At 72.4% G+C, this 22,157-nt stretch carries 1 protein-coding gene; it reads left to right on the forward strand.

Annotated elements, in window-relative coordinates; all coding sequences use genetic code 11:
• Positions 1 to 137: 137 nt before the first annotated feature.
• Entirely contained in the window at positions 138 to 22,091 is a 21,954-nt protein-coding gene (locus OG226_RS40710; RefSeq protein ID WP_329351761.1) for a non-ribosomal peptide synthase/polyketide synthase, read from the forward strand.
• The last annotated feature ends 66 nt before the right edge of the window (positions 22,092 to 22,157 follow it).

The raw sequence follows: 22,157 nt of genomic DNA on the forward strand, positions 1-22,157 counted from the left end.
GAGCATAACCTCAGCGGCTGTGACATGGACCTGGGGTTCCGGGGTGGGTCTATCAAGTAAGGCAATGCTTACCTTACTATGCGAGCGGTCGCGGCTCCGCTGAGCCGTTCCACACGCATCGGGAGGCACGGGCAGCTGTGGCGGGCAACACGCTTTCTTCGGCACAGGTAACGGCGACGAACGACTTCTGGCGACGGCGGTTCGCGTCACCGGTACCGGAGACGTCCTTGCCGCTGGACTTCCCCCGTCCGTCACGCGGGGAGGGCGCGGTCTCCCGCGCGCGACGCGCGGCGGTCCTCGCCGTGACAGCCGACGAGGCCACCCAACTCACCGCCTTCGTCGCCCTGTTGCACCGCTACGGCGGTACGACGGCCACCGAGACGGCAGTGGCCCAAGACGGCCTCCCGCTGCGCGTCACCATCGACGGCGACACCCCGTTCTCCCAACTCCGCGCCCAGATCGAGGCCGTACGCGCGGAGGCCGCCGCCCACCACCTCCCGACCACCGATCTGCTACGGCTCCTCGCCCCCGAACCCTTCCGCGGCGGCGGCCTGCTGTGCGCCACGGGCTTCGGGCCCAGCCCCTGGGACGAGAACGCCCCACTGGACCTGGCGCTGACCGTGACCGAAGGGGAGGTGGCGGCTGACTACCGCACCGACCTCTTCTCGCCCGCCACGGTCGACCTGATCCTCGGCCACTACGGCACCCTCCTTGCCGACGCCGTCGCCCGCCCGGACACCCCGGTCGCCGACCTCGACCTCCTCGGCGCCGACGAACGGCACCGCATCCTGCGCGGCTGGAACGACACCGAGCACGACGTCCCCGCGCTCACCTGGCCCCGCATGTTCGCCGACCAGGTCACCGCCCGCCCGGACGAGATCGCCCTCATCCACGAGGACGTCCGCCTCACCTACGCCGAACTCGACGCCCGCGCGGCCAAGTTGGCGCACGCCCTGGTGGCCAGGGGTGCCGGTCCCGAGCAGGTCGTGGCGCTCGCCGTGCCGCGCTCGGCGGACATGATCATCGCCGAGGTCGCCGTCCTGAAGTCGGGCGCCGCCTATCTGCCGGTCGACACCGACTACCCGGCCGACCGCGTCGCCTACATGCTCGCCGACGCCCGCCCGGTCTGCCTCGTCACCACCGCCGAGATGGCCCCCGACCTCCCGCCGGACCTCGACCCGCTGGTCCTCGACGCCCCCGACACGGTCGCCGAGCTGGCCGCGTACCCGTCCCAAGGGCCGTCCAGCGCCGCCGAGTTGACGACCGCGCACGCGGCCTACGTGATCTACACCTCCGGCTCCACGGGCCGCCCCAAGGGCACGGTCCTCTCCCACGCGGGCGTCGCGAAACTCGTCGCCACCCAGCGGGAGCGCTTCGGCATCGGCCCGCACAGCCGGGTCCTCCAGTTCGCCTCGCCCAGCTTCGACGTCGCGTTCTGGGACCTGTGCCTCGGCCTGCTCTCCGGCGGCCGCCTGGTCGTCGTCCCCGCCGACCGCCGCGTCCCCGGCGCGCCCCTCGCGGACTACGCCGACGAGCACGGCATCACCTTCATGATCCTGCCGCCCGCCCTGCTCGCCGCCATGCCGGAGGACGTCCAACTCCCGCCCGAGGCAACCCTGTTGGCGGGCACGGAACGCGTCTCGCCCGAACTGGTCGGCCGGTACGCGCGCGGCCGGATGATGTTCAACGCCTACGGCCCGACCGAGGCCACCACCAACTCCACGCTCGGCCTGTGCGACCCGGACACCTCGGCCGGCACCATCGTGCCCATCGGCGTCCCCGACCCCGGCACCCGCGCCTACGTCCTCGACGACCGGCTGCGCCCGGTCCCCGCCGGTGTCACGGGAGAGCTCTACCTCGGCGGCGCCGGCCTGGCCCGCGGCTACCTCGGCCGCCCCGCCCTCACCGCCGAACGCTTCGTCGCCGCCCCCGCCGACATGACCGCCGCACCCGGCGAACGCCTGTACCGCACGGGTGACTTGGTCCGCTGGAAGACGGACGGCCGACTGGAGTTCCACGGCCGCGTCGACACCCAGGTCAAGATCCGCGGCTTCCGCGTCGAACCCGGCGAGATCGAGTCCGTCCTGCGCTCCCACCCGTCCGTCGACCAGGCCGCCGTCGTCGTCCGCGAGGACCGTCCCGGCGAACGCCGCCTCGCCGCCTACGTCGTGCCCTCGCTGGACGCCGAGCCGAACCCCGACGAAGGGGTGGCCGAGTGGAAGGACCTGCACGAACTCCTCTACTCCGCCGCCGGATCGGACGGCTTCGAGGAGAACTTCGCCGGCTGGAACAGCATGTACGACGGCCTGCCCATCCCCCTCGCCGACATGCGCGAGTGGCGCGAGGCCACCCTCGACCGCATCCGCGCGCTACGACCCCGGCGCATCCTGGAAATCGGCGTCGGCAGCGGCCTGTTGCTGTCCCGGCTCGCCCCGGACTGCACGGAGTACTGGGGAACCGACCTCTCCGAGGAGGCCGTACGCGCCCTGGGCGCCCAGGTGTCCGCCGTCCCCGAACTCGCCGACCGCGTCACCCTCTTGGCCCGCCCCGCGCACGACCTCACCGGTCTGCCCGAGGGCCACTTCGACACGATCGTCGTGAACTCCGTCATCCAGTACTTCCCCGGTGGGGACTACCTGACGGGCGTACTCCGTGACGCGGCGGCTCTACTCGCCCCCGGCGGCGCGGTGTTCGTAGGCGACGTACGGAACCTGCGACTGCTCCGCACCCTGAGCGCGGCCGTCGAGAGCGGACGGGTAGTGGACGAGGAGGCGGACGGCGACAAGGAAGCCCTGCGCGCCGCCGTGGACCGGGCCGTCGCCTGGGAGGGCGAACTCCTCGTAGACCCGGACTACTTCACGAGCCTCGACGGCCTCAGCGCCGACATCCGCGTCAAGCGCGGCACGCACCACAACGAACTCACCCGCTACCGCTACGACGTTGTGCTCCGACCGCAGTCGGACGCTTCCGAGGAGATCCCCGAGTCGCCCTGGCCCGCGCTGGGTTCGGTGCAGGCGCTGGACGAGCTGCTCGCCGGGAGCCGAAGCCCGGACCCGTTGCGGATCACGGGTATCCCCAACTCCCGTCTTGCCGACGACCTCGCCGCGCTCGACGCCCTCGACGACAGCAGCAGGCCGGCCGCCGGGTCGTACGGCGTCGAACCGGAGGCCCTCTACGAGGTCGCCGCGCGGCACGGTTACGAGGTGGCGCTGACCTGGAACGGGGGTGCGGAGGACGGCAGCCTGGACGCCGTGTTCGTCCCTGCCGGAGCCGACCTCGGCACGGTCGACTACCGTCCCGGCGGCGGTCACCCGCTCACCAACCGGCCCGCGCCCTTCCGCAACGTGAACGCCCTCATGTCGACCCTGCGGACGCACGCCACCGAGTACCTGCCCGACTACATGGTCCCGGCCGCGTTCGTCCCGCTGGACCGGCTGCCCGTCACCCCGAGCGGCAAGCTCGACGCCGCCGCGCTGCCCGTCCCGGACCTCACCCGCCTGCTGAGCGCGGGCCGGGCGCCCGAGACGGCCCGCGAGCAGCTGCTGTGCGACCTGTACGCACGGGCGCTCGCAGTGCCCTCGGTCGGCGTCGACGACGACTTCTTCGCGCTCGGCGGCGACAGCATCGTCGCCGTCCAACTCCTCATCCTCGCCCGCCGGGCAGGCCTGGAACTCACCCCGCGAGACGTCTTCCGGCACCGTACGGTCGCCGAACTCGCCACGGTCGCGCGGACCGGTACGACCGACCTCGTCGAAGAGGCCCCGTGGCAGACGCTGAGCGATGAAGAACTCGCTTCCGTCCAGGGCGAGTTCCCCGTCGCCGTCGAGGAGGTACTGCCCCTCGGCCCGCTTCAGGAGGGCTTCTTCTTCCACGCGCTGGTGGACGGCGCCGAACTTGACGCGTATGTCGTCCAGCAGGTCATCGAGCTGTCCGGACCGGTCGACGGCACCCTGCTGCGCGAGGCGGCCCAACGACTCGTCGACCGGCATGCCCCGCTGCGCGCCTGCTTCCGCCAGACCCCCGACGGCCGCCCGGTCCAGCTCATCGCCTCCGGCCTCGAACTGCCCTGGCACGAGGTCGACTTGACCGCACAGGACGACACCACCGTCCGCCGCACCCTCGCCGAGGCCGTCGCCGCCGACGAACGCGCCCACCCCTTCGACCTCGCTCGCCCGCCACTGATCCGCTGCGCCCTCATCCGCTTCGGCGAGGGCCGCAGCCGCCTGGTCCTGACGTTCCATCACATCGTCGCGGACGGCTGGTCCTTGCCGGTCCTGCACCGCGAACTCCTCGCCCTCTACGGCGAGAACGCGACCCCCCTCCCCGAAGTCGCCCCCTACCGCGGCTACCTCCGCCGCATCGCCGGCGCCGACCGCGAGGCGGCCCGAGCCGCCTGGAGCACCGCGCTCGCCGGGGTGGAGGAACCCACCCGACTCGTCGAGGCCCTCGCGCCCGCCGGACCCGTCGAACCCGCCCAGATCCGCGTGGAGTTGAGCGAGCGGGTCACCTCGCGCCTCGCCGCCCGTGCCCGCGAGCGCGGAGTCACCCTCGGCACGCTCGTCCAGGGCGCCTGGGGCCTGCTCGTCGGCCGAATGACGGGCCGCGAGGACGTGCTGTTCGGTACCACGGTCGCCGGACGTGACGCCGCCGTCGACGGCATCGAGTCGATGATCGGCCTGTTCATCAACACCCTGCCCACCCGGCTGCGTTGGGCTCCGGGGGACACCCTCGGCGGGCTGCTCGACCGGCTCCAGGACGAGCAGAGCGCGCTTCTCGACCACCAGCACCTCGGCCTCGCCGACATCCAGCGAGCCACCGGGCACGCGGGCGACGGTGAACTCTTCGACACCCTCGTGGTGTTCGAGAACTACCCCGGCGGCGAGGGCGCCCCGGGCATCACCGACCCCACCGGCACGATCGCCGTCGCCGGACACGCCTTCCACGACGCCGTGCACTACCCCCTGGCCCTCATCGTCAAGCCCGGCCGCCGCCTCGACCTGCGCCTCAAGCACCACGCCCGCCGTCTCGACGCCGACGCCGTACAGTCCCTCGCCGACCGGCTCACCCTCATCCTGCACGCGCTGGCGGACGACCCCGGCGCCCGCGTCGCGGACCTCGACCTGCTGACGCCGGACGAGTTGGCCGACGCCCACCCGGCGGGGGAGACCCGGCCGGTTCCGGCCACCACGCTCGCCGACGCGTTCGCCGCGCAGGTCGCGCGAACCCCGGACGCGACGGCTGTTGTCTACGACGGTACGACCACGCTCACCTACGCCGAACTGAACGAGCGAGCCGAGGAGTTGGCCGCGCGACTGCGGGCCGAGGGTGCCGGCCGCGAGCGGTTCGTCGCCGTCGCCGTACCCCGCTCGGCCGAGCTGATGGTGGCGCTGCTGGGGGTCCTGAAGTCGGGGGCCGCGTATCTGCCCCTGGACCTGGACTATCCGGCCGAACGACTCGCGTACATGCTGGCCGACTCGGGGGCGACGACGGTCGTCACGACCGAACAGGACGCGCACCGGCTGCCGTCGGTCGAGGGCCTGGACGTGCTGCGGCTGGACGCGGAGGGCGACGAGGCGCTGTTCGGCGGAACGCCCGACCCCGCCCGACCCGACGACCCCGCCTACCTCATCTACACCTCCGGCTCCACCGGCCGCCCCAAGGGCGTCGTCGTCACCCACCGCGCCATCGGCAACCGGCTGGCCTGGATGCAGGGCGAGTACGAACTCAGCGCCGACGACCGGGTGTTGCAGAAGACGCCGTCCAGTTTCGACGTGAGCGTGTGGGAGTTCTTCTGGGCGCTGCGCGAGGGCGCCGCCGTAGTCCTGGCCGCTCCTGACGGTCACCGCGACCCCGCATATCTGTCCCGCCTGATCCGGGCCGAGGGCGTCACGACGATGCACTTCGTGCCGTCGATGCTGGAGGCGTTCCTCGCCTCCGACGAGGTCACCGCCGACCCCGCGTGGGCGGGCAGCCTGCGCCGCGTCTTCAGCAGCGGCGAGGCCCTGTCCGGGTCCGCCGCCCACCGCTGGCACGAGCTGACCGGCGTCCCGCTGCACAACCTCTACGGCCCCACCGAGGCCGCCGTCGACGTGACACACCACGCCTACGACGGCACGCCCGACACCACCGTGCCCATCGGCCGACCCGTGTGGAACACCGGCCTGCGCGTGCTCGATTCATGCCTGCGCCCGGTCCCCGACGGCGTACCCGGCGAGCTGTACCTGACCGGCGTCCAGCTCGCCCGCGGCTACCACCGACGCCCCGCTCTCACCGCCGACCGCTTCGTCGCCGACCCGTACGCCACCGAACCCGGCACCCGCATGTACCGCACCGGCGACCTCGTACGCCGCCGCCCCGACGGCACGATCGACTACCTGGGCCGCACCGACCGCCAGGTCAAACTCCGCGGCAACCGGGTCGAACTCGGCGAGATCGAGGCCGAGTTGACGCGCCTGCCCGCCGTCTCCCGGGGCGCGGTCGTCGTCCGCGACCAGCGACTCGTCGCCTACGCCGTCCCGGTCGCCGGAGCCACCGTGGACCCGGCCGATCTGCGCGCCGCCCTCGCCGACGCACTGCCCGCACCCCTGGTCCCGGAGGCGTACGTCGTCCTCGACGACCTCCCGCTCACCCCCAGCGGCAAGTTGGACCAGGCCGCGCTGCCCGCCCCCGAGGCCGAGCGTGCCGAACGCCGTTCGCCCGCAGGACCGTTGGAACAGCAGCTCACCGAGATCTTCGCGGCCGTCCTCGGCATCGAGGACGCGGGACCGGACGACGACTTCTTCCGGCTCGGCGGCGACAGCATCAGCTCCATCGGCGTCGCCGGCCGCGCCCGCGCGGCCGGCCTGGACCTGAGCCCGCGCGACGTGTTCACGCACCGCACCCCGGCCGCCCTCGCGACGGCGGCCGGTACCGCAACGGCCGCCCCGAGCGACCGAGTTGAGGCCTTCACCCTCACCGAGGCCGAACACGCCCGCGTCCGCGCCGTCGCCGCCCCGGCGGAGGTTGCCGACGTATGGCCGCTGGCCCCCCTCCAGGAGGGTCTGTTCTTCCACTCGGCGTACGACGAAGGCGCGTTGGACGTCTACACCGTCCACGAGACCTTCGACTTCGCGACCCGCCTCGACACCACCCGTCTGCGCGCCGCCGTCCGCACGCTCCTCGACCGCAACCCGGGCCTGCGTGCGGGCTTCACCAGCGACGGCCTCGACCAGCCGGTGCAGTTCATCGTCGAGGACCCCGAGATCCCCCTCGAAGAGGTCGACCTCTCCCTCCTCTCCGCCGCCGAACAGGACGTACTCCTGCGGGAGTTGACGGACGCCGAGCGCAACCGCCGCTTCGACCTCTCCGCACCTCCGCTCTTCCGTCTCCTCCTGCTCCGCCTGGGCGCGGAACGCGGCGACCGCCTCGTCATCGGCCGCCACCTGATCCTCTGGGACGGCTGGTCGGCCTGGCTGTTCCTCGACGAACTGTTCGCGCTCTACGAGACGGGCGGCGAGGCCAACGCCCTCCCCGCGCCCGGTAGTTACCGCGACTACCTGACCTGGCTCAAGGAGCAGGACGACTCGGTCGCCACCGCCGCCTGGCGCACCGCGCTCGCCGGTCTCGACGAGCCGACGCTGCTCGCGCCCACCGCCACCGACGGTCTCGAACCGGTCATCCCCGACCAGCTCGACGTACGCCTCCCCGCCGAACTCAGCGACCGCCTGCGCGAGTTGGCTCCGGTCCACGGCCTGACCCTCAACACGATCCTCAACGCGGCCTGGGGACTCACCCTCGCCTCCGCGACCGGCCGCGCCGACGTCGTGTTCGGTACGACCGTCGCAGGACGCCCCAGCGAGGTCCCGGACGTCGGCGACATCATCGGCCTGTTCCTCAACACCGTCCCGACACGCATCGCCCTCGATCCCGCCGAACCGGTCCTCGACCTGCTCCGCCGTATCCAGGGCGAGCGCCTCGACCTCATGCCGTACGAGCACCTCAGCCTCGGTGTCCTCCAGGCCGAGACCGGGCACCGCAAGCTCTTCGACACGCTGTTCGTGCTGCGCAACAACGACACCGAGGAGCGGTTGGCGGACCTGAGGACCCGGCACGGCGCCACCGCCGTCGCCAACGTCGACGCCACGCACTACCCGGCCAACCTCGTCATCACCCCGGGCCGCGAGATCGCCGTCACCCTCACCCACCGCCCCGACCTCGTCCCGACCGACCGCGCCCAGGCCCTCCTCGACCGCTTCGCCCTGCTCGTCGACCGCCTCACCGCCGACCTCACGGCACCGGTCGGCTCCCTGGACCCGCTCCTGCCCGCCGAACACGCGGCGCTACGGCGGGAGTCGGCGGCCAGTCGTGTCCCCGACCCCGAGGACACCATCGCCGACCTGCTGGCCGCACAGGCCGAACGTACCCCGGACGAACGGGCACTCGTCTTCGGCGACCTCAGCATGACGTACGCCGAACTCGACGCCGCCGTCAACCGGTTGGCCCGGCTCCTGATCGACCGGGGCGCGGGCCCCGAGCAGGTCGTCGCCCTCGCCCTGCCGCGCTCCCTCGACATGGTGGTCGCCCTCTTCGCGGTCCTGCGCACCGGATCGGCCTACCTCCCCCTGGAGTTGGACCACCCGGCCGACCGCCTCTCCCTGATGCTGGCCGACGCCCGTCCGCTCCTGCTGCTCAGCACCACGGCCGTATCGGCCACGCTGGACGGCGAGATGACCCGCGTGCTGCTCGACGACCCCGAGACCAAGGGGGAGTTGGCGGGCCAGTCGGACGCTCCCGTCCGCCTCCGCTTCAGCCTCGAACACCCCGCCTACGTCATCTACACCTCCGGCTCCACCGGCCGCCCCAAGGGCGTCGTCACCCCCTACCGGGGTCTGACGAACATGCAGTTGAACCACCAGAAGGAGATCTTCGAGCCCGCCATCGCCTCGGCCGGCGGGCGCCGGCTGCGCATCGCACACACTGTGTCCTTCGCCTTCGACATGTCGTGGGAAGAGCTGCTGTGGCTCGTCGAGGGCCACGAAGTGCACGTCTGCGACGAGGAGTTGAGGCGCGACGCAGAGGCGCTGGTCGCCTACTGCGAACGCCACCGCGTCGACGTGGTCAACGTCACCCCCACCTACGCCCGACTCCTCATCGAGCAGGGCCTGTTGGAGGGCCATGTCCCGCCGCTCGTGCTGCTCGGCGGCGAGGCCGTCCCCGAGACGGTGTGGACGGCGCTGCGCGACACCGGGGGGACGTACGGCTACAACCTGTACGGGCCGACCGAGTACACCATCAACACCCTCGGCGGCGGCACCCTCGACAGCGACACCCCGACCGTCGGCAAGCCCATCCGCGGCACCCGCGCCCACATCCTCGACGCCTGGCTGCGCCCGGTGCCCGACGATGTCCCCGGCGAGCTGTACATCGCCGGAATCGGCCTGGCCCGCGGCTACTTGGACCGCCCCGCGCTGACCGCCGAACGCTTCGTCGCCGACCCGTTCGGCGAACCCGGCGAACGCATGTACCGCACCGGCGACCTGGTGCGCCGCAACCCGGACGGCAACCTCGACTTCCTCGGCCGCACCGACGACCAGGTCAAGATCCGCGGCTACCGCATCGAACCCGGCGAGATCGAAACCGCCCTCAGCCGCCACCCGTTGGTCGCCCAGGCCGCCGTCGTCGTCCGCGACGAACGCCTCGTCGGCTACGTCGTCCCCTCCGGCGCCGACTCCGCCGAACGCACCGCCGCCGAGGCCGCGCAGGTGGGGGAGTGGCAGGAGATCTACTCCGACGAGTACGAGGAGATCGGCACCGCCGTCTTCACCGAGCAGTACGACGGCTGGGACAGCTCCTACGACGGACAGCCCATCCCCTTCGAGGAGATGCACGAGTGGCGCGAGGCCACCCTCGCCCGCATCGGCGCCCTCAAGCCCCGCCGCATCCTCGAAATCGGCGTCGGATCAGGCCTGTTGCTGTCCCGGCTCGCCCCCGCCGCGGAGGCGTACTGGGCAACTGACTTCGCCGCGCCCGTCATTCGCAAGATCGGCGAGGAAGTACGGCGCGACCCCGCCCTGGCTTCCAAGGTCGAACTCCGCTGCCGCCCGGCCGAGGACCTGAGCGGTCTGCCGTTCGCCTACTTCGACACGATCGTCATCAACTCCGTCGTCCAGTACTTCCCGAGCATCGACCACCTGACCGCCGTGCTGCACGGCGCCATGGAGCTGCTCGCGCCCGGCGGCGCCCTGTTCGTCGGCGACGTCCGCAACCTGCGGCTCGCCGGCACCTTCCACACCGAGATCCAGCGCACCCGGGGCACCGCCGAGGAAGACCTGGAGCGGGCGGTGGAACGCGGCCTGCGCCTGGAGAAGGAACTCCTCGTGGACCCCGACTACTTCACCACCCTCGGCTACGGCGTGGACCTGCGCACCAAGCGCGCCCACCACCACAACGAACTGTCCCGCCACCGCTACGACGTCGTCCTCTACGCCCACGACCCGGACGTTCGCCTGGACAGCATCCCGTCCGTCGACTGGGCCACCGGCAACACCATCGGTGAACTCCTGCGCGGCGACTGGTCGTCGGCCGAGGCGATCGGTGAACTCCTGCGCGGTGGCTGGTCCGCGACCGGCGCCACGTCCGAACGCCCGCGCGGCGAACGGCCCGAGGCACTCCGCTTCACCGGCATCCCCGACGGCCGTACGACCGAGACGGGCGTCGACCCCGAGCACCTGCACGAACTCGGCACGGCTGCCGGATACCTGGTGCTGACGACCTGGTCGGGGGAGGCGGGGACTTACGACGCCGTCTTCCTGAAGTCCGCCGAACTGCGCCTGACCGGCGGTCTGTTCAGGCCCGGCGGCGGTACGCACCCCTACGCCAACGACCCCACCGCCGCCCGCGAGGCGAGCGCGTTGGTACGGCGGCTGCGGGACGACCTGGGCCGTGAACTGCCCGACTACATGGTCCCGTCGGCCTTCGTCACCGTCGACGGCCTGCCCATGAACGCCAACGGCAAGCTCGACGTCCGCGCCCTGCCCGACGCCGAACCCGCCGTCGCCCTCGGCGGCGGACGCGGTCCGCGCACCCCGCAGGAAGAGGTGCTCTGCCGCCTGTTCGCCGAGGTGCTGGGACTGCCCGAGGTCGGCGCCGAGGACAACTTCTTCGACCTGGGCGGCCATTCACTCCTCGCCACCCGCCTGGTCAGCCGCGCCCGCACCGAACTCGGCGCCGAACTCGCCATCCGCGACCTCTTCGAGGCCCCCACCCCGGCACTGCTCGCGGGCCGCGCCGACCAGGCGAGCCCGGCCCGCCCGGCGGTGACCCCGGTCGCCGAACGACCCGACCGCATCCCGCTGTCGGCCGCCCAGCGACGCCTGTTGCTGGTGGAGGAGATCACCGGCAGCGGCGTCGCGTACAACTTCCCGTTGGTCTTCCGGTTGCGCGGCGCCCTCGACACCGAGGTGCTGTCTGCCGCCCTGCGGGATGTCGCCGGCCGCCACGAGGCCTTGCGGACCGTCTTCCCGACCCACGAGGGCGAGCCGTACCAGCGGATCATCCCCGCCGCCGACGCCCATCCCGTCTCCACGGTCGTCGACTGCGCGGAGGACGAACTGCCCGCGCTGATCGAGTCCGCCCAGCGCCGCCCCTTCGACCTGACCACCGAACTCCCGCTGCGCTGCGCGGTGTTCAGGCTCGGCGCGGACGAGCACGTAGTGGCCGTCGTCCTGCACCACATCACCACCGACGAGTGGTCCGACCGCCCCTTCCTAGCCGACCTCGACACCGCCTACGCGGCCCGTCGTGAGGGACGGGCGCCCGAGTGGCCCCCGCTGCCGGTGCAGTACGCCGACTACACCCTCTGGCAGGACGACCTCCTCGCCCGCACCGGCGAGGCCCAACTCGACCACTGGGTCGACGCCTTGCGCGGCCTGCCCGACGAACTCGCCCTCCCCACCGACCGACCGCGCCCCGCCGAACCGACCGGCCACGGCGGCAAGGTCCGCCTGGAACTCCCCACCGCCACCGGCCACGCCCTGCGCGACCTCTCCGGCACCACCGGCACCAGCATGTTCATGCTGTTCCAGGCCGCCACCGCCGCCCTGCTGAACCGGCTCGGCGCGGGCGACGACATCCCGCTCGGCGCCCCCATCGCGGGCCGTACCGACGAGGCCCTCGCCGACCTGGTGGGCTTCTTCGTCAACACGCTGGTGCTGCGCACCGATGTGTCCGGCGACGAGCTGACGTTCCGTGAACTCCTCGGCCGGGTAAGGGAGTCGTCGCTCGCCGCCTTCGAGTACCAGGACCTGCCGTTCGACCGGGTCGTCGAGGCCCTGAACCCGCCCCGCGTCGCCGGCCGCAACCCGCTCTTCCAGGTCATGCTCGGCTACCACCACCGCCCCGAAGGCGACCCGGACGTGCTCGGCCTCGCGACCGAGTGGTTCGACATGGACACGGGTATGGCCAAGTTCGACCTGCACTTCACCTTCGTCGACGAGACGGGCAGCGACCGGGTGGTCCTGCTCCTGGAGTACGCGACCGACCTCTTCGACCATGGCACCGCAGAACGAATCGCCGGTCGCATGGCCCGCCTGCTGGACCACGCGGCGGCCGAACCCGACCGAGCGGTAAGGGACTTCGACCTCCTGGCGGACGCCGAACGTGCCCTGGTCCTGGAGGAGTGGAACGCCACCGACCACCCCGTCCCGGCCACCACCCTCCCGGAACTCTTCCGCGCCCAGGCCGCCCGCACCCCCGACGCCACGGCCCTCGTCTTCGAGGGGCAGGAGCTGACCTACGCCGAACTGGACGCCCAAGTCGACCACACGGCAAGGGTGTTGACCGCACTCGGCGCAGGCCCCGAGCAGACCGTGGCCGTAGCCCTCCCGCGCTCACTCGAACTCGTCGTCGCCCTCCTCGCCGTACACCGAACCGGAGCCGCCTACCTCCCGCTCGACCCGGACTACCCGGAGGAACGCCTCGCCCTCATGGTCGAGGACGCCCGCCCGGTGTACGTCATCCGCGACACCCTGCCGACCGGCCCCGAGGGTCAACTCCCCACGTCCTACGACCCGTCGAGCCCCGCGTACGTCATCTACACCTCGGGTTCGACCGGTCGCCCCAAGGGCGTCGTCGTCCCGCACGAGGGCATCGTCAACCGGCTGCTGTGGATGCAGGACGCGTACGGCCTCACGGCCGACGACCGGGTGCTGCAGAAGACGCCGTCCAGCTTCGACGTGTCGGTGTGGGAGTTCTTCTGGCCGCTGATCACCGGCGCCACGCTGGTCGTCGCCCGCCCCGAAGGCCACCGCGACCCGGCCTACTTGGCCCGCCTCATCCGCGAACAGGACGTCACCACCGTCCACTTCGTGCCCTCCATGCTCCAACTCTTCCTGGAGGAACCGGCCGCAGCCGACTGCACCGGCCTGCGCCGAGTGATGTGCAGCGGCGAGGCCCTGCCCGTCGCCCTCACCCACCGCTGCCACGGCATCCTGACCACCGCCGAACTCCACAACCTCTACGGCCCGACCGAGGCCTCGGTCGACGTCACGGCGGTGGAGATCGGCCCCGAGACGGCGAGCGTCCCGATCGGCCGCCCGGTGTGGAACACCCGCGCCTACGTCCTCGACGCCGGACTGCGCCCCGTCCCGCCCGGTGTCCCGGGCGAGTTGTACCTCGCGGGCGTCCAACTGGCGCGCGGTTACCTCGACCGGCCGGGCCTGACCGCCGAGCGCTTCGTCGCCGACCCGCACGGCGCCCCCGGCACCCGCATGTACCGCACCGGCGACCTGGCCCGCTGGAACGCCGACGGCACGATCGAGTACCTGGGCCGCACCGACGACCAGGTGAAGGTACGCGGCTTCCGCGTCGAACCCGGCGAGATCGAGGGCGCGTTGACCGCGCACCCGTCCGTCGCCCATGCCGTTGTCGTGGTCCGGGAGCAGCTCCTGGTGGCGTATGTGGTCCCGGCCGGGGACGGCAGTGGATCGGTGGACGTGACGGCCCTGCGCGGCCACACGGCCACCGCCCTTCCCGCCCACATGGTCCCCGCCGCCTTCGTCACCGTCGACGCGCTGCCCCTGACCCCCAACGGCAAGCTCGACCGCGCCGCCCTGCCCGCCCCCGACTTCACGACCAACACCGTCACGGACGCGCACACTTCGCCCCGCAGTCCGCGTGAGGAGATCCTCGCCGGACTCTTCGGTGACGTCCTCGGTCTCGAACACGTGTGCGCCGACGACGACTTCTTCACCCTCGGCGGTCACTCCCTGCTCGCCATGCGCCTGGTCAGCCGCGTCCGCACGGTACTTGGCGCCGACCTCACCGTCCGTACCGTCTTCGAGGCGTCCACGCCCGCGCTTCTCGCGGCCCGCCTCGACGACCGGGCCGACGGACTGCCCGCCCTCGTCCCCGCAGACCGGCCCGACGAACTCCCGCTCTCCTACGCCCAACAGCGACTGTGGCTGCTGCACCGCATCGAGGGCCCGGGAGCCACGTACAACATCCCGGCCGCCTGGCGACTCACCGGCACACTCGACCGGAACGCCCTGTCCGCCGCCCTGGACGACCTCGCCGTACGGCACGAAAGCCTGCGCACGGTCTTCCCCGAGCGGGACGGCCGCCCCCACCAGGTCGTGCTGGACGAGGCCTCCGTGCCTCTCCACGACAGCCACGTCACGGACACCGAACTGCCCGAACGGCTCGCCGAGGCCGCCGCGCGAGGCTTCGAGATCGACCGTGAACTGCCGCTGCGGGCCCACGTGTTCGAGGTGAGCGAGGACGAGCACGTCCTGCTGCTGGTGCTGCACCACATCGCCGGCGACCAGTGGTCCGACGGTCCGTTGTGGCGCGACCTGGCCACGGCCTACGAGGCTCGCCGCGAGGGACACGCGCCCGAGTGGACTCCGCTGCCCGTGCAGTACGCCGACTACTCTCTCTGGCACCGCGAGGCGCTCGGCGACCCCGACGCCTCGGACAGCCGGCAGTCGCGCCAACTCGCTTACTGGCAGGACACCTTGGCGGGGCTGCCGGACGAACTCGCCCTGCCCACCGACCGCCCCCGCCCACTGGAGAGCAGTCACCGGGGTGGCGCGGTCGGCCTGAAGCTCGACGCCGAACGGACCGGCGACCTGCGTGCGTTGGCCCGCCGCCACGGCGTCAGTATGTTCATGGTCACCCAGGCCGCCGTCGCCGCACTGCTCCACCGGCTCGGCGCCGGGGACGACATCCCGCTCGGCGCGCCCATCTCGGGGCGGGGCGACGAACACCTCGAAGACCTGGTCGGCTTCTTCGTCAACACCCTTGTCCTGCGCACCGATCTGTCCGGTGATCCCACGTTCGCCGACCTGCTCGCCCGCGTCCGGGACACCGACCTCGCCGCCTACGAACACCAGGACCTGCCCTTCGAGCGCCTGGTCGAGGCGGTCAACCCGGCCCGCTCACTCGCCCGGCACCCGCTGTTCCAGGTGATGGTCGTCCACCTCGACGACGAGGGCGCCACCCCTGCCCTGCCCGGACTGACCGCACGTCGTGAGGAACTCGGCCAGCGGGGCGCGAAGTTCGACCTCAGCTTCGACTTCGTCGAGCAGGGCGAGGACGGGATGCGGTGCTGGATCGAGTACAGCGCCGACCTCTTCGACGAGTCGACCGCCGAACTCCTGGCCCAGCGGCTTGAGTTGCTGCTCGCGCAGGTCGCCACGGCCCCCGACCGACGGGTCGGCACACTCGACGTCCTGGGTGACGACGAACGCACCCTCGTCCTCACCGACTGGAACGACACCGCCCGCGCCGTCCCCGAGCTCACCCTGCCGGAACTGTTCCGCGCCCAGGTCGCCCGCACCCCCGAGGCCGCGGCGGTGGTCTTCGAGGACGCCGCCCTCACCTATGCCGAACTCGACCTGCGGGTAGAGAAGTTGGCGCACACCCTCGCCGCGCACGGAGCGCGGGCCGAGGCCGTCGTCGCCGTCGCCCTGCCCCGCTCCCTCGCCCTCGTGGTGTCCCTCCTCGCGGTCCACCGCGCGGGCGCCGCCTATCTCCCCCTCGACACCGGCTACCCGGCCGAGCGGCTCGCCTACACGCTCGCCGACGCCCGTCCGGTCTGCCTGATCACCGCCGAGGGCGTCACCCTCCCGGACAGCGACGTGCCCACCCTCACGGTGGACGCGGACGGCGCCCCCGACGACCCGGCGTACGCGCCACTGCCCACTGCCCACGACCCACGCCACCCCGCCTACGTCATCTACACCTCCGGCTCGACCGGCCGCCCCAAGGGCGTCGCCGTCCCCCACCAGGGCATCACCAACCGCCTGCTGTGGATGCAGGACGCGTACCGCCTCGACGCCGACGACCGGGTGCTGCAGAAGACCCCGGCCGGGTTCGACGTGTCGGTGTGGGAGTTCTTCTGGCCGCTGATCACCGGCGCCACGCTCGTGGTGGCCCGCCCGGAAGGTCACCAGGACCCGGTCTATCTCGCCGAACTGATCCGGCGTCAGCACATCACCACGGCCCACTTCGTGCCGTCGATGCTGCGCGCCTTCCTCGACGAGCCCGCCGCCGCCCGCTGCACGGACCTGCTCCAAGTCATGTGCAGCGGCGAGGCGTTGCCCGCCCCGCTGGCCGCCCGATTCCACCAGGTCCTCCCGGGCAGCCGACTGCACAACCTCTACGGCCCGACCGAGGCGTCCGTCGACGTCACGGCCCACGAGGTCCCCGCCGAACCGGCCACCGTGCCGATCGGCCGCCCGGTGTGGAACACCCGCACCTATGTCCTCGACGCCGGACTCGGCCCCGTGCCACCCGGTGTGGCCGGCGAACTGTATCTGGCGGGCGCCCAGTTGGCGCGCGGCTACCTGGGCCGGTCCGCCCTGACCGCCGAGCGCTTCGTCGCCGACCCGTACGCCACCGAGCCCGGCGCCCGGATGTACCGCACCGGCGACCTGGCCCGCTGGACCCGGGACGGCGAACTGGAGTACCTCGGCCGCGCCGACGACCAGGTCAAGCTGCGCGGCTTCCGTATCGAACTCGGCGAGATCGAGAGCGTGTTGACCGCCCACGCGAGCGTCGCGCACGCCACCGTCGTCCTGCGGGACGAACGCCTCGTCGCGTATGTGGTGCCGGACGGAGACGCTGCTGACTCCGCCGAACTGCGTTCCCATACCGCCCAGTTGCTGCCCGATCACATGGTCCCGTCGGCCGTCGTCACCCTCGACGCCCTCCCGCTCACCCCCAACGGCAAGCTCGACCGCCGCGCCCTGCCCGCCCCCGACTTCGCCGCCGAAGTCACCGACACCCGGCCGCGCACACCGCTGGAGGAGACCCTCTGCGCCCTCGTCGCGGACGTGCTCGGTCTCGAACGGGTCGGTGTCGAGGACGACTTCTTCTCACTCGGCGGCGACAGCATCGTGGCCATGCAGCTGGTCGCCCGCGCCCGTGCGGCCGGGCTCACCTTCAGCCCGCGCGACGTGTTCCGCCACAAGTCGGCCGCGGGGCTGGCCACCGTGACCGCCACCACCACGGCCGCCGCCGAGCGCGACGACGACGTCATCCTGCTCGACCTCACCGACGACGAGCGCGCCGAACTGGCCGCGCTGCCCGCAGGAACCGAAGTCCTGCCCGTCTCCCCGCTCCAGGCCGGCCTGCTCTTCCACGCCGCCCTCGACTCCGGCGACGACGGACCGGACGTCTACACCGTCCAGGTCTCCTACGACCTCGAAGGCCCCCTGGACATCGACCGGTTGCACACCGCGGCCCAGTCCGTGCTCGACGCGCACGAGAACCTCCGCAGCGGCTTCCGGCACCTGTCCTCCGGACGGCCCGTCGCCGTCGTACCGCGTACGGCCGTACTGCCATGGCGGCAGCTCGACCTGGCCGACGACCCCGAGGAGTGGGAGCGCCTGCTCGTCCAGGAGCGGCGCCGCTTCGAGCCCGAACGGCCGCCGCTGCTAAGGCTGTTGCTGGCCCGGCTCGGTCCGGACCGGCACCGGCTCGTGCTCTCGCACCAGCATCTCCTGCTGGACGGCTGGTCGTTGCCGCTGCTCACCGCCGAACTGTGGGCGCGCTACGAGGGCCGTACTCCCGCCACGCCCGCTCCGTACCGTGAGCACCTGCGGCTGCTGGCCGCCCAGGACCCGGCCGTCTCCACCGCCGCATGGGCCGAGGCCCTTGGCGGGCTGGCCGAGCCGACGCGCCTCGCGCCCGTCGACCCCGACCGTGCCGCCGTCGTACCGTCCACCCACACCCTGGAGTTGGACCCGGACCGCACGGCCGAGCTGGAGGCGTTCGCGCGGCGGCAGGGCGTCACCGTGAACACCCTTGTCCAGGCTGCCTGGGGCGTGCTGCTCGGTCGGCTCACCGGCCGGGACGACGTGGTGTTCGGTGCCACCGTCGCCGGCCGTTCGCCCGAACTCGACGGTGCCGAGTCGATGATCGGCCTGTTCATCAACACCATTCCCGTACGGGTACGGGTCCGCCCGGAGGAGAGCACGGCCGCACTCCTCGACCGGCTCCAGGACGAGCAGTCCCGACTCATCGCCCACCAGCACCTCGGCCTCGCCGACATCCAGCGGGCCGCGGGACTCGGCGAGCTCTTCGACACCCTCGTGGTGTTCGAGTCGTACCCGGTCGCCGACGGCGAGGAGGGGGGCGACGGGCCGCGCGTCACCGTGCGCGACCACGAGGACTCCACGCACTACCCGTTCGCGTGGGCGGTCGAGCCCGCCGAACGGCTGCGGCTCACCGCCGAGTTCAGGCCCGACCTCTTCCAACCGGCCGTCGTGCGACGGATCACGGACGCCCTGACCGCCCTCCTCACCGGCATGGCGGCCGAGCCCGACCGCCCCGTCGGCCGGCTCGACCTCCTCGATTCCGCCGAGCGGCACACGGTCGTGGAGGCCTGGAACGACACCGCGCTGCCCGCGCCGGAGACCGAACGGCTCGGTACCGTACCGGCGTTGTTCGTCGCCCAGGCTGCCGCCGATCCCGGTGCGGTCGCCGTCACCGACGGCCGTACGACGTGGACGTTCGCCGAACTCGACGCGCGCACGGACCAGTTGGCCCGCGTCCTCGCCGGACACGGTGTCGGACCCGAGCGGATCGTGGCCCTCGCGCTGCCCCGCACCGCCGACCACATCGCCGCGATCCTCGCCGTGATGAAGGCGGGCGCCGCCTATCTGCCCCTCGACCCCGACCTCCCCGAGTCCCGCCTGACCGGCATGCTCGACGACGCATGCCCCGCGCTGATCCTGGCCACGGCGGAGACGGCCGCCACGCTGCCCTCAACCAGCGTCCCGGTCCTGCGACTTGACGCCCCGACCGACGGACTGCCGGAGGCCGAACCCGTCGCCCCCGGCCCCGACCACCCCGCCTACGTCATCTACACCTCCGGTTCCACCGGCCGCCCCAAGGGCGTCGTCGTCACCCAGCGAGGCATCGCCAACCTCTTCCACAGCCACCGCCACGACCTGCACGAGGTCGCCAAGCGGCGCACCGGACTCCGGCGTCTGCGCGTCGGGCACGCCTGGTCGTTCTCCTTCGACGCCTCCTGGCAACCGCAGTTGTGGCTCCTTGACGGACACGCGCTGCACATCGCCGACGACGAGACCCGGCGCGACCCCGAACTCCTCGCCGCGTTCATCCGCGACCGGGGCATCGACTTCATCGAGGTCACCCCGTCGCTGCTCGCGCAGATGGCGGACAGCGGCCTGATCGGCGACGAGGGCGACTGCCCGCTCTCCGTGGTCGGCTTCGGCGGCGAGGCCGTGCCCGAGTCGCTGTGGGCGCGGTTGGCCGCGCTTCAGGACACCGAGGCGTTCAACCTGTACGGCCCCACCGAGGCCACCGTCGACGCCCTCGTCGGCCGGGTGCGCGACAGCGCCACCCCGGTCGTCGGACGCCCGGTTCACGAGTCCCGTGCCTACGTCCTCGACACCGCCCTGCGCCCCGTACCGCCCGGCGTCACAGGGGAGTTGTTCCTGTCCGGGCCGGGGCTGGCCCGTGGCTACCTCGGCCGGCCCGAGCTCACCGCCGAACGCTTCGTCGCCGACCCGTACGCCACCGAGCCCGGCGAGCGCATGTATCGCACCGGCGACCTGGCCCGCTGGACCGAGGACGGCCAGCTGGAGTTCGCCGGGCGCACCGACGACCAGGTCAAGATCCGCGGCTACCGCATCGAACTCGCCGAGATCGAGGCCGCGTTGGACACCCACCCGGCCGTCGCGCAGACCGTCGTCGTCGCCCGCGAACACCGGCCCGGCATCCGGCAGTTGATCGCCTACGTGGTGGCCGACGACGCGGACGGGACCCAACTCCGCGCCCACGCCGCCGCCGCACTGCCCGACTACATGGTCCCGGCCGCCGTGGTCGTCCTCGACCGGCTGCCACTGCTGTCCAACGGCAAACTCGACCGATCCGCCCTGCCCGCACCGGACTTCACCGCCCAGGGCGGCGGCCGTGCCCCCGGGAACGACACCGAGCGCACTCTCCGCGACCTGTTCGCGGACGCCCTCGGACTGCCCGCCGAAGCCGTCGGCACGGACGACGACTTCTTCACCTTCGGCGGCGACAGCATCGTCGCCATGCAACTGGTCGCCCGGGCCCGCGCGGGCGGTCTGCGGATCACACCCCGGCAGGTCTTCCAGCACCGAACTGTCGCCGCCCTGGCCGCCGTTGCCGTCCCGCTCGGCAGCGACGAACGGCACGCCGTCCACGACGACGGCACCGGCACCGTCCCGCTCACCCCGATCATGCGCGCCCTGCTGGAGCGCGGCGGCCCCATCGCCGCCTACCACCAGGCGGCCCTCGTCCAGACCCCGGCCGACCTCACCGAACCCGGCCTGCTGACCGTGCTCACGGCACTCGCCGACCGGCACGACATGCTGCGGGCCCAACTCGCTCGCGAACCCGAGTGGTTGGTGCGGGTACCGGCCGCACGGGACACCGACGTCAGCACCTGGCTCACCCGCGCCGACGTGCGCGGGGCGGACGACGACGCACTGCGCGCGGCCATCTCCCGCCACGCGGAGACGGCCCGGGCCGGGCTCGACCCGGACGCCGGGGCGATGGTGCGGGCGGTCTGGTTCGACGCCGGACCCGGACAGCCCGGCCGACTCCTCATCCTCGTCCACCACTTGGTGATCGACGGCGTCTCCTGGCGCGTCCTGCTGCCCGACCTGGCCACCGCCTGGGCGGCGGTCAGGGGCGGCCGTACGCCCGAACTCGCCCCCGTGGAGCTGTCGTTCGGGCGCTGGTCCCGGCTCCTCGGAACCCGCGCGACCGACCCGGCCACCGAGGACGAGCTGCCGTGGTGGACCTCAGCCCTCGCCGAAGGCGCCGAACTCCCGCTGGCCCGCCCGCTCGACCCGGCCCGTGACACGGTCGCCACCACCCACTACGTCTCCCTGTCCCTGCCCACCGACGTCACCGGCCCGCTGCTGAGCCGGGCCCCGGCCGCGTTCGGAGCCACGGTCAACGACGTACTGCTCACCGCCTTCGCGCTGGCAGTCGGTGACTGGCGCACCCGTACCCTGGGCGTCGAACAGTCGGGCGGGCCGGTGCTGGTGGACGTGGAGGGCCACGGCCGCGAGGAGCAACTCGCGGGCGACGCCGACCTGTCCCGTACGGTCGGCTGGTTCACCAGCGTCGTACCCGTACGACTCGACCCGGGTGAGGCCGACTTGGCGGACGCCTTCACGGGCGGGCCGGCCCTGGACGCGGCCCTGGCCCGTATCCGCGAGCACCTCACCGCGCTGCCCACCGCCGGCATCGGGCACGGCCTGCTGCGTCACCTCAACCCCGGGACGGGTGCACATCTCGGCCAACTGGGTGAGCCGCAGATCGAGTTCAACTACATGGGACGCTTCGACCGCCCGGCGGCAGCCGACTGGTCCTACGCCCCCGAGGACGACGCCGCCGACCTCGACGCCGACCCCGGCCAGCCGATGTCCCACGCCCTGACCCTCAACGCCATCACCGAAGACCGCCCCGAGGGACCGGAGTTGAGCGCCCACTGGGCGTACGCCGCCGAACTCCTCACCGAGGAACAGGTACGGGACCTGGCCCGCACCTGGTTCCGGGCACTGGAGGCGGTCGTACGACGAGCGGCCGTACTCGACAAGCCGTGAACTGAACAAGACCTGACCGAACCGGACCTACCCACCCGACCGCATCAGAGAGGCAAGGAAACCCCG

Source organism: Streptomyces sp. NBC_01261 (assembly GCF_036226385.1).
Taxonomy (GTDB): domain Bacteria; phylum Actinomycetota; class Actinomycetes; order Streptomycetales; family Streptomycetaceae; genus Streptomyces.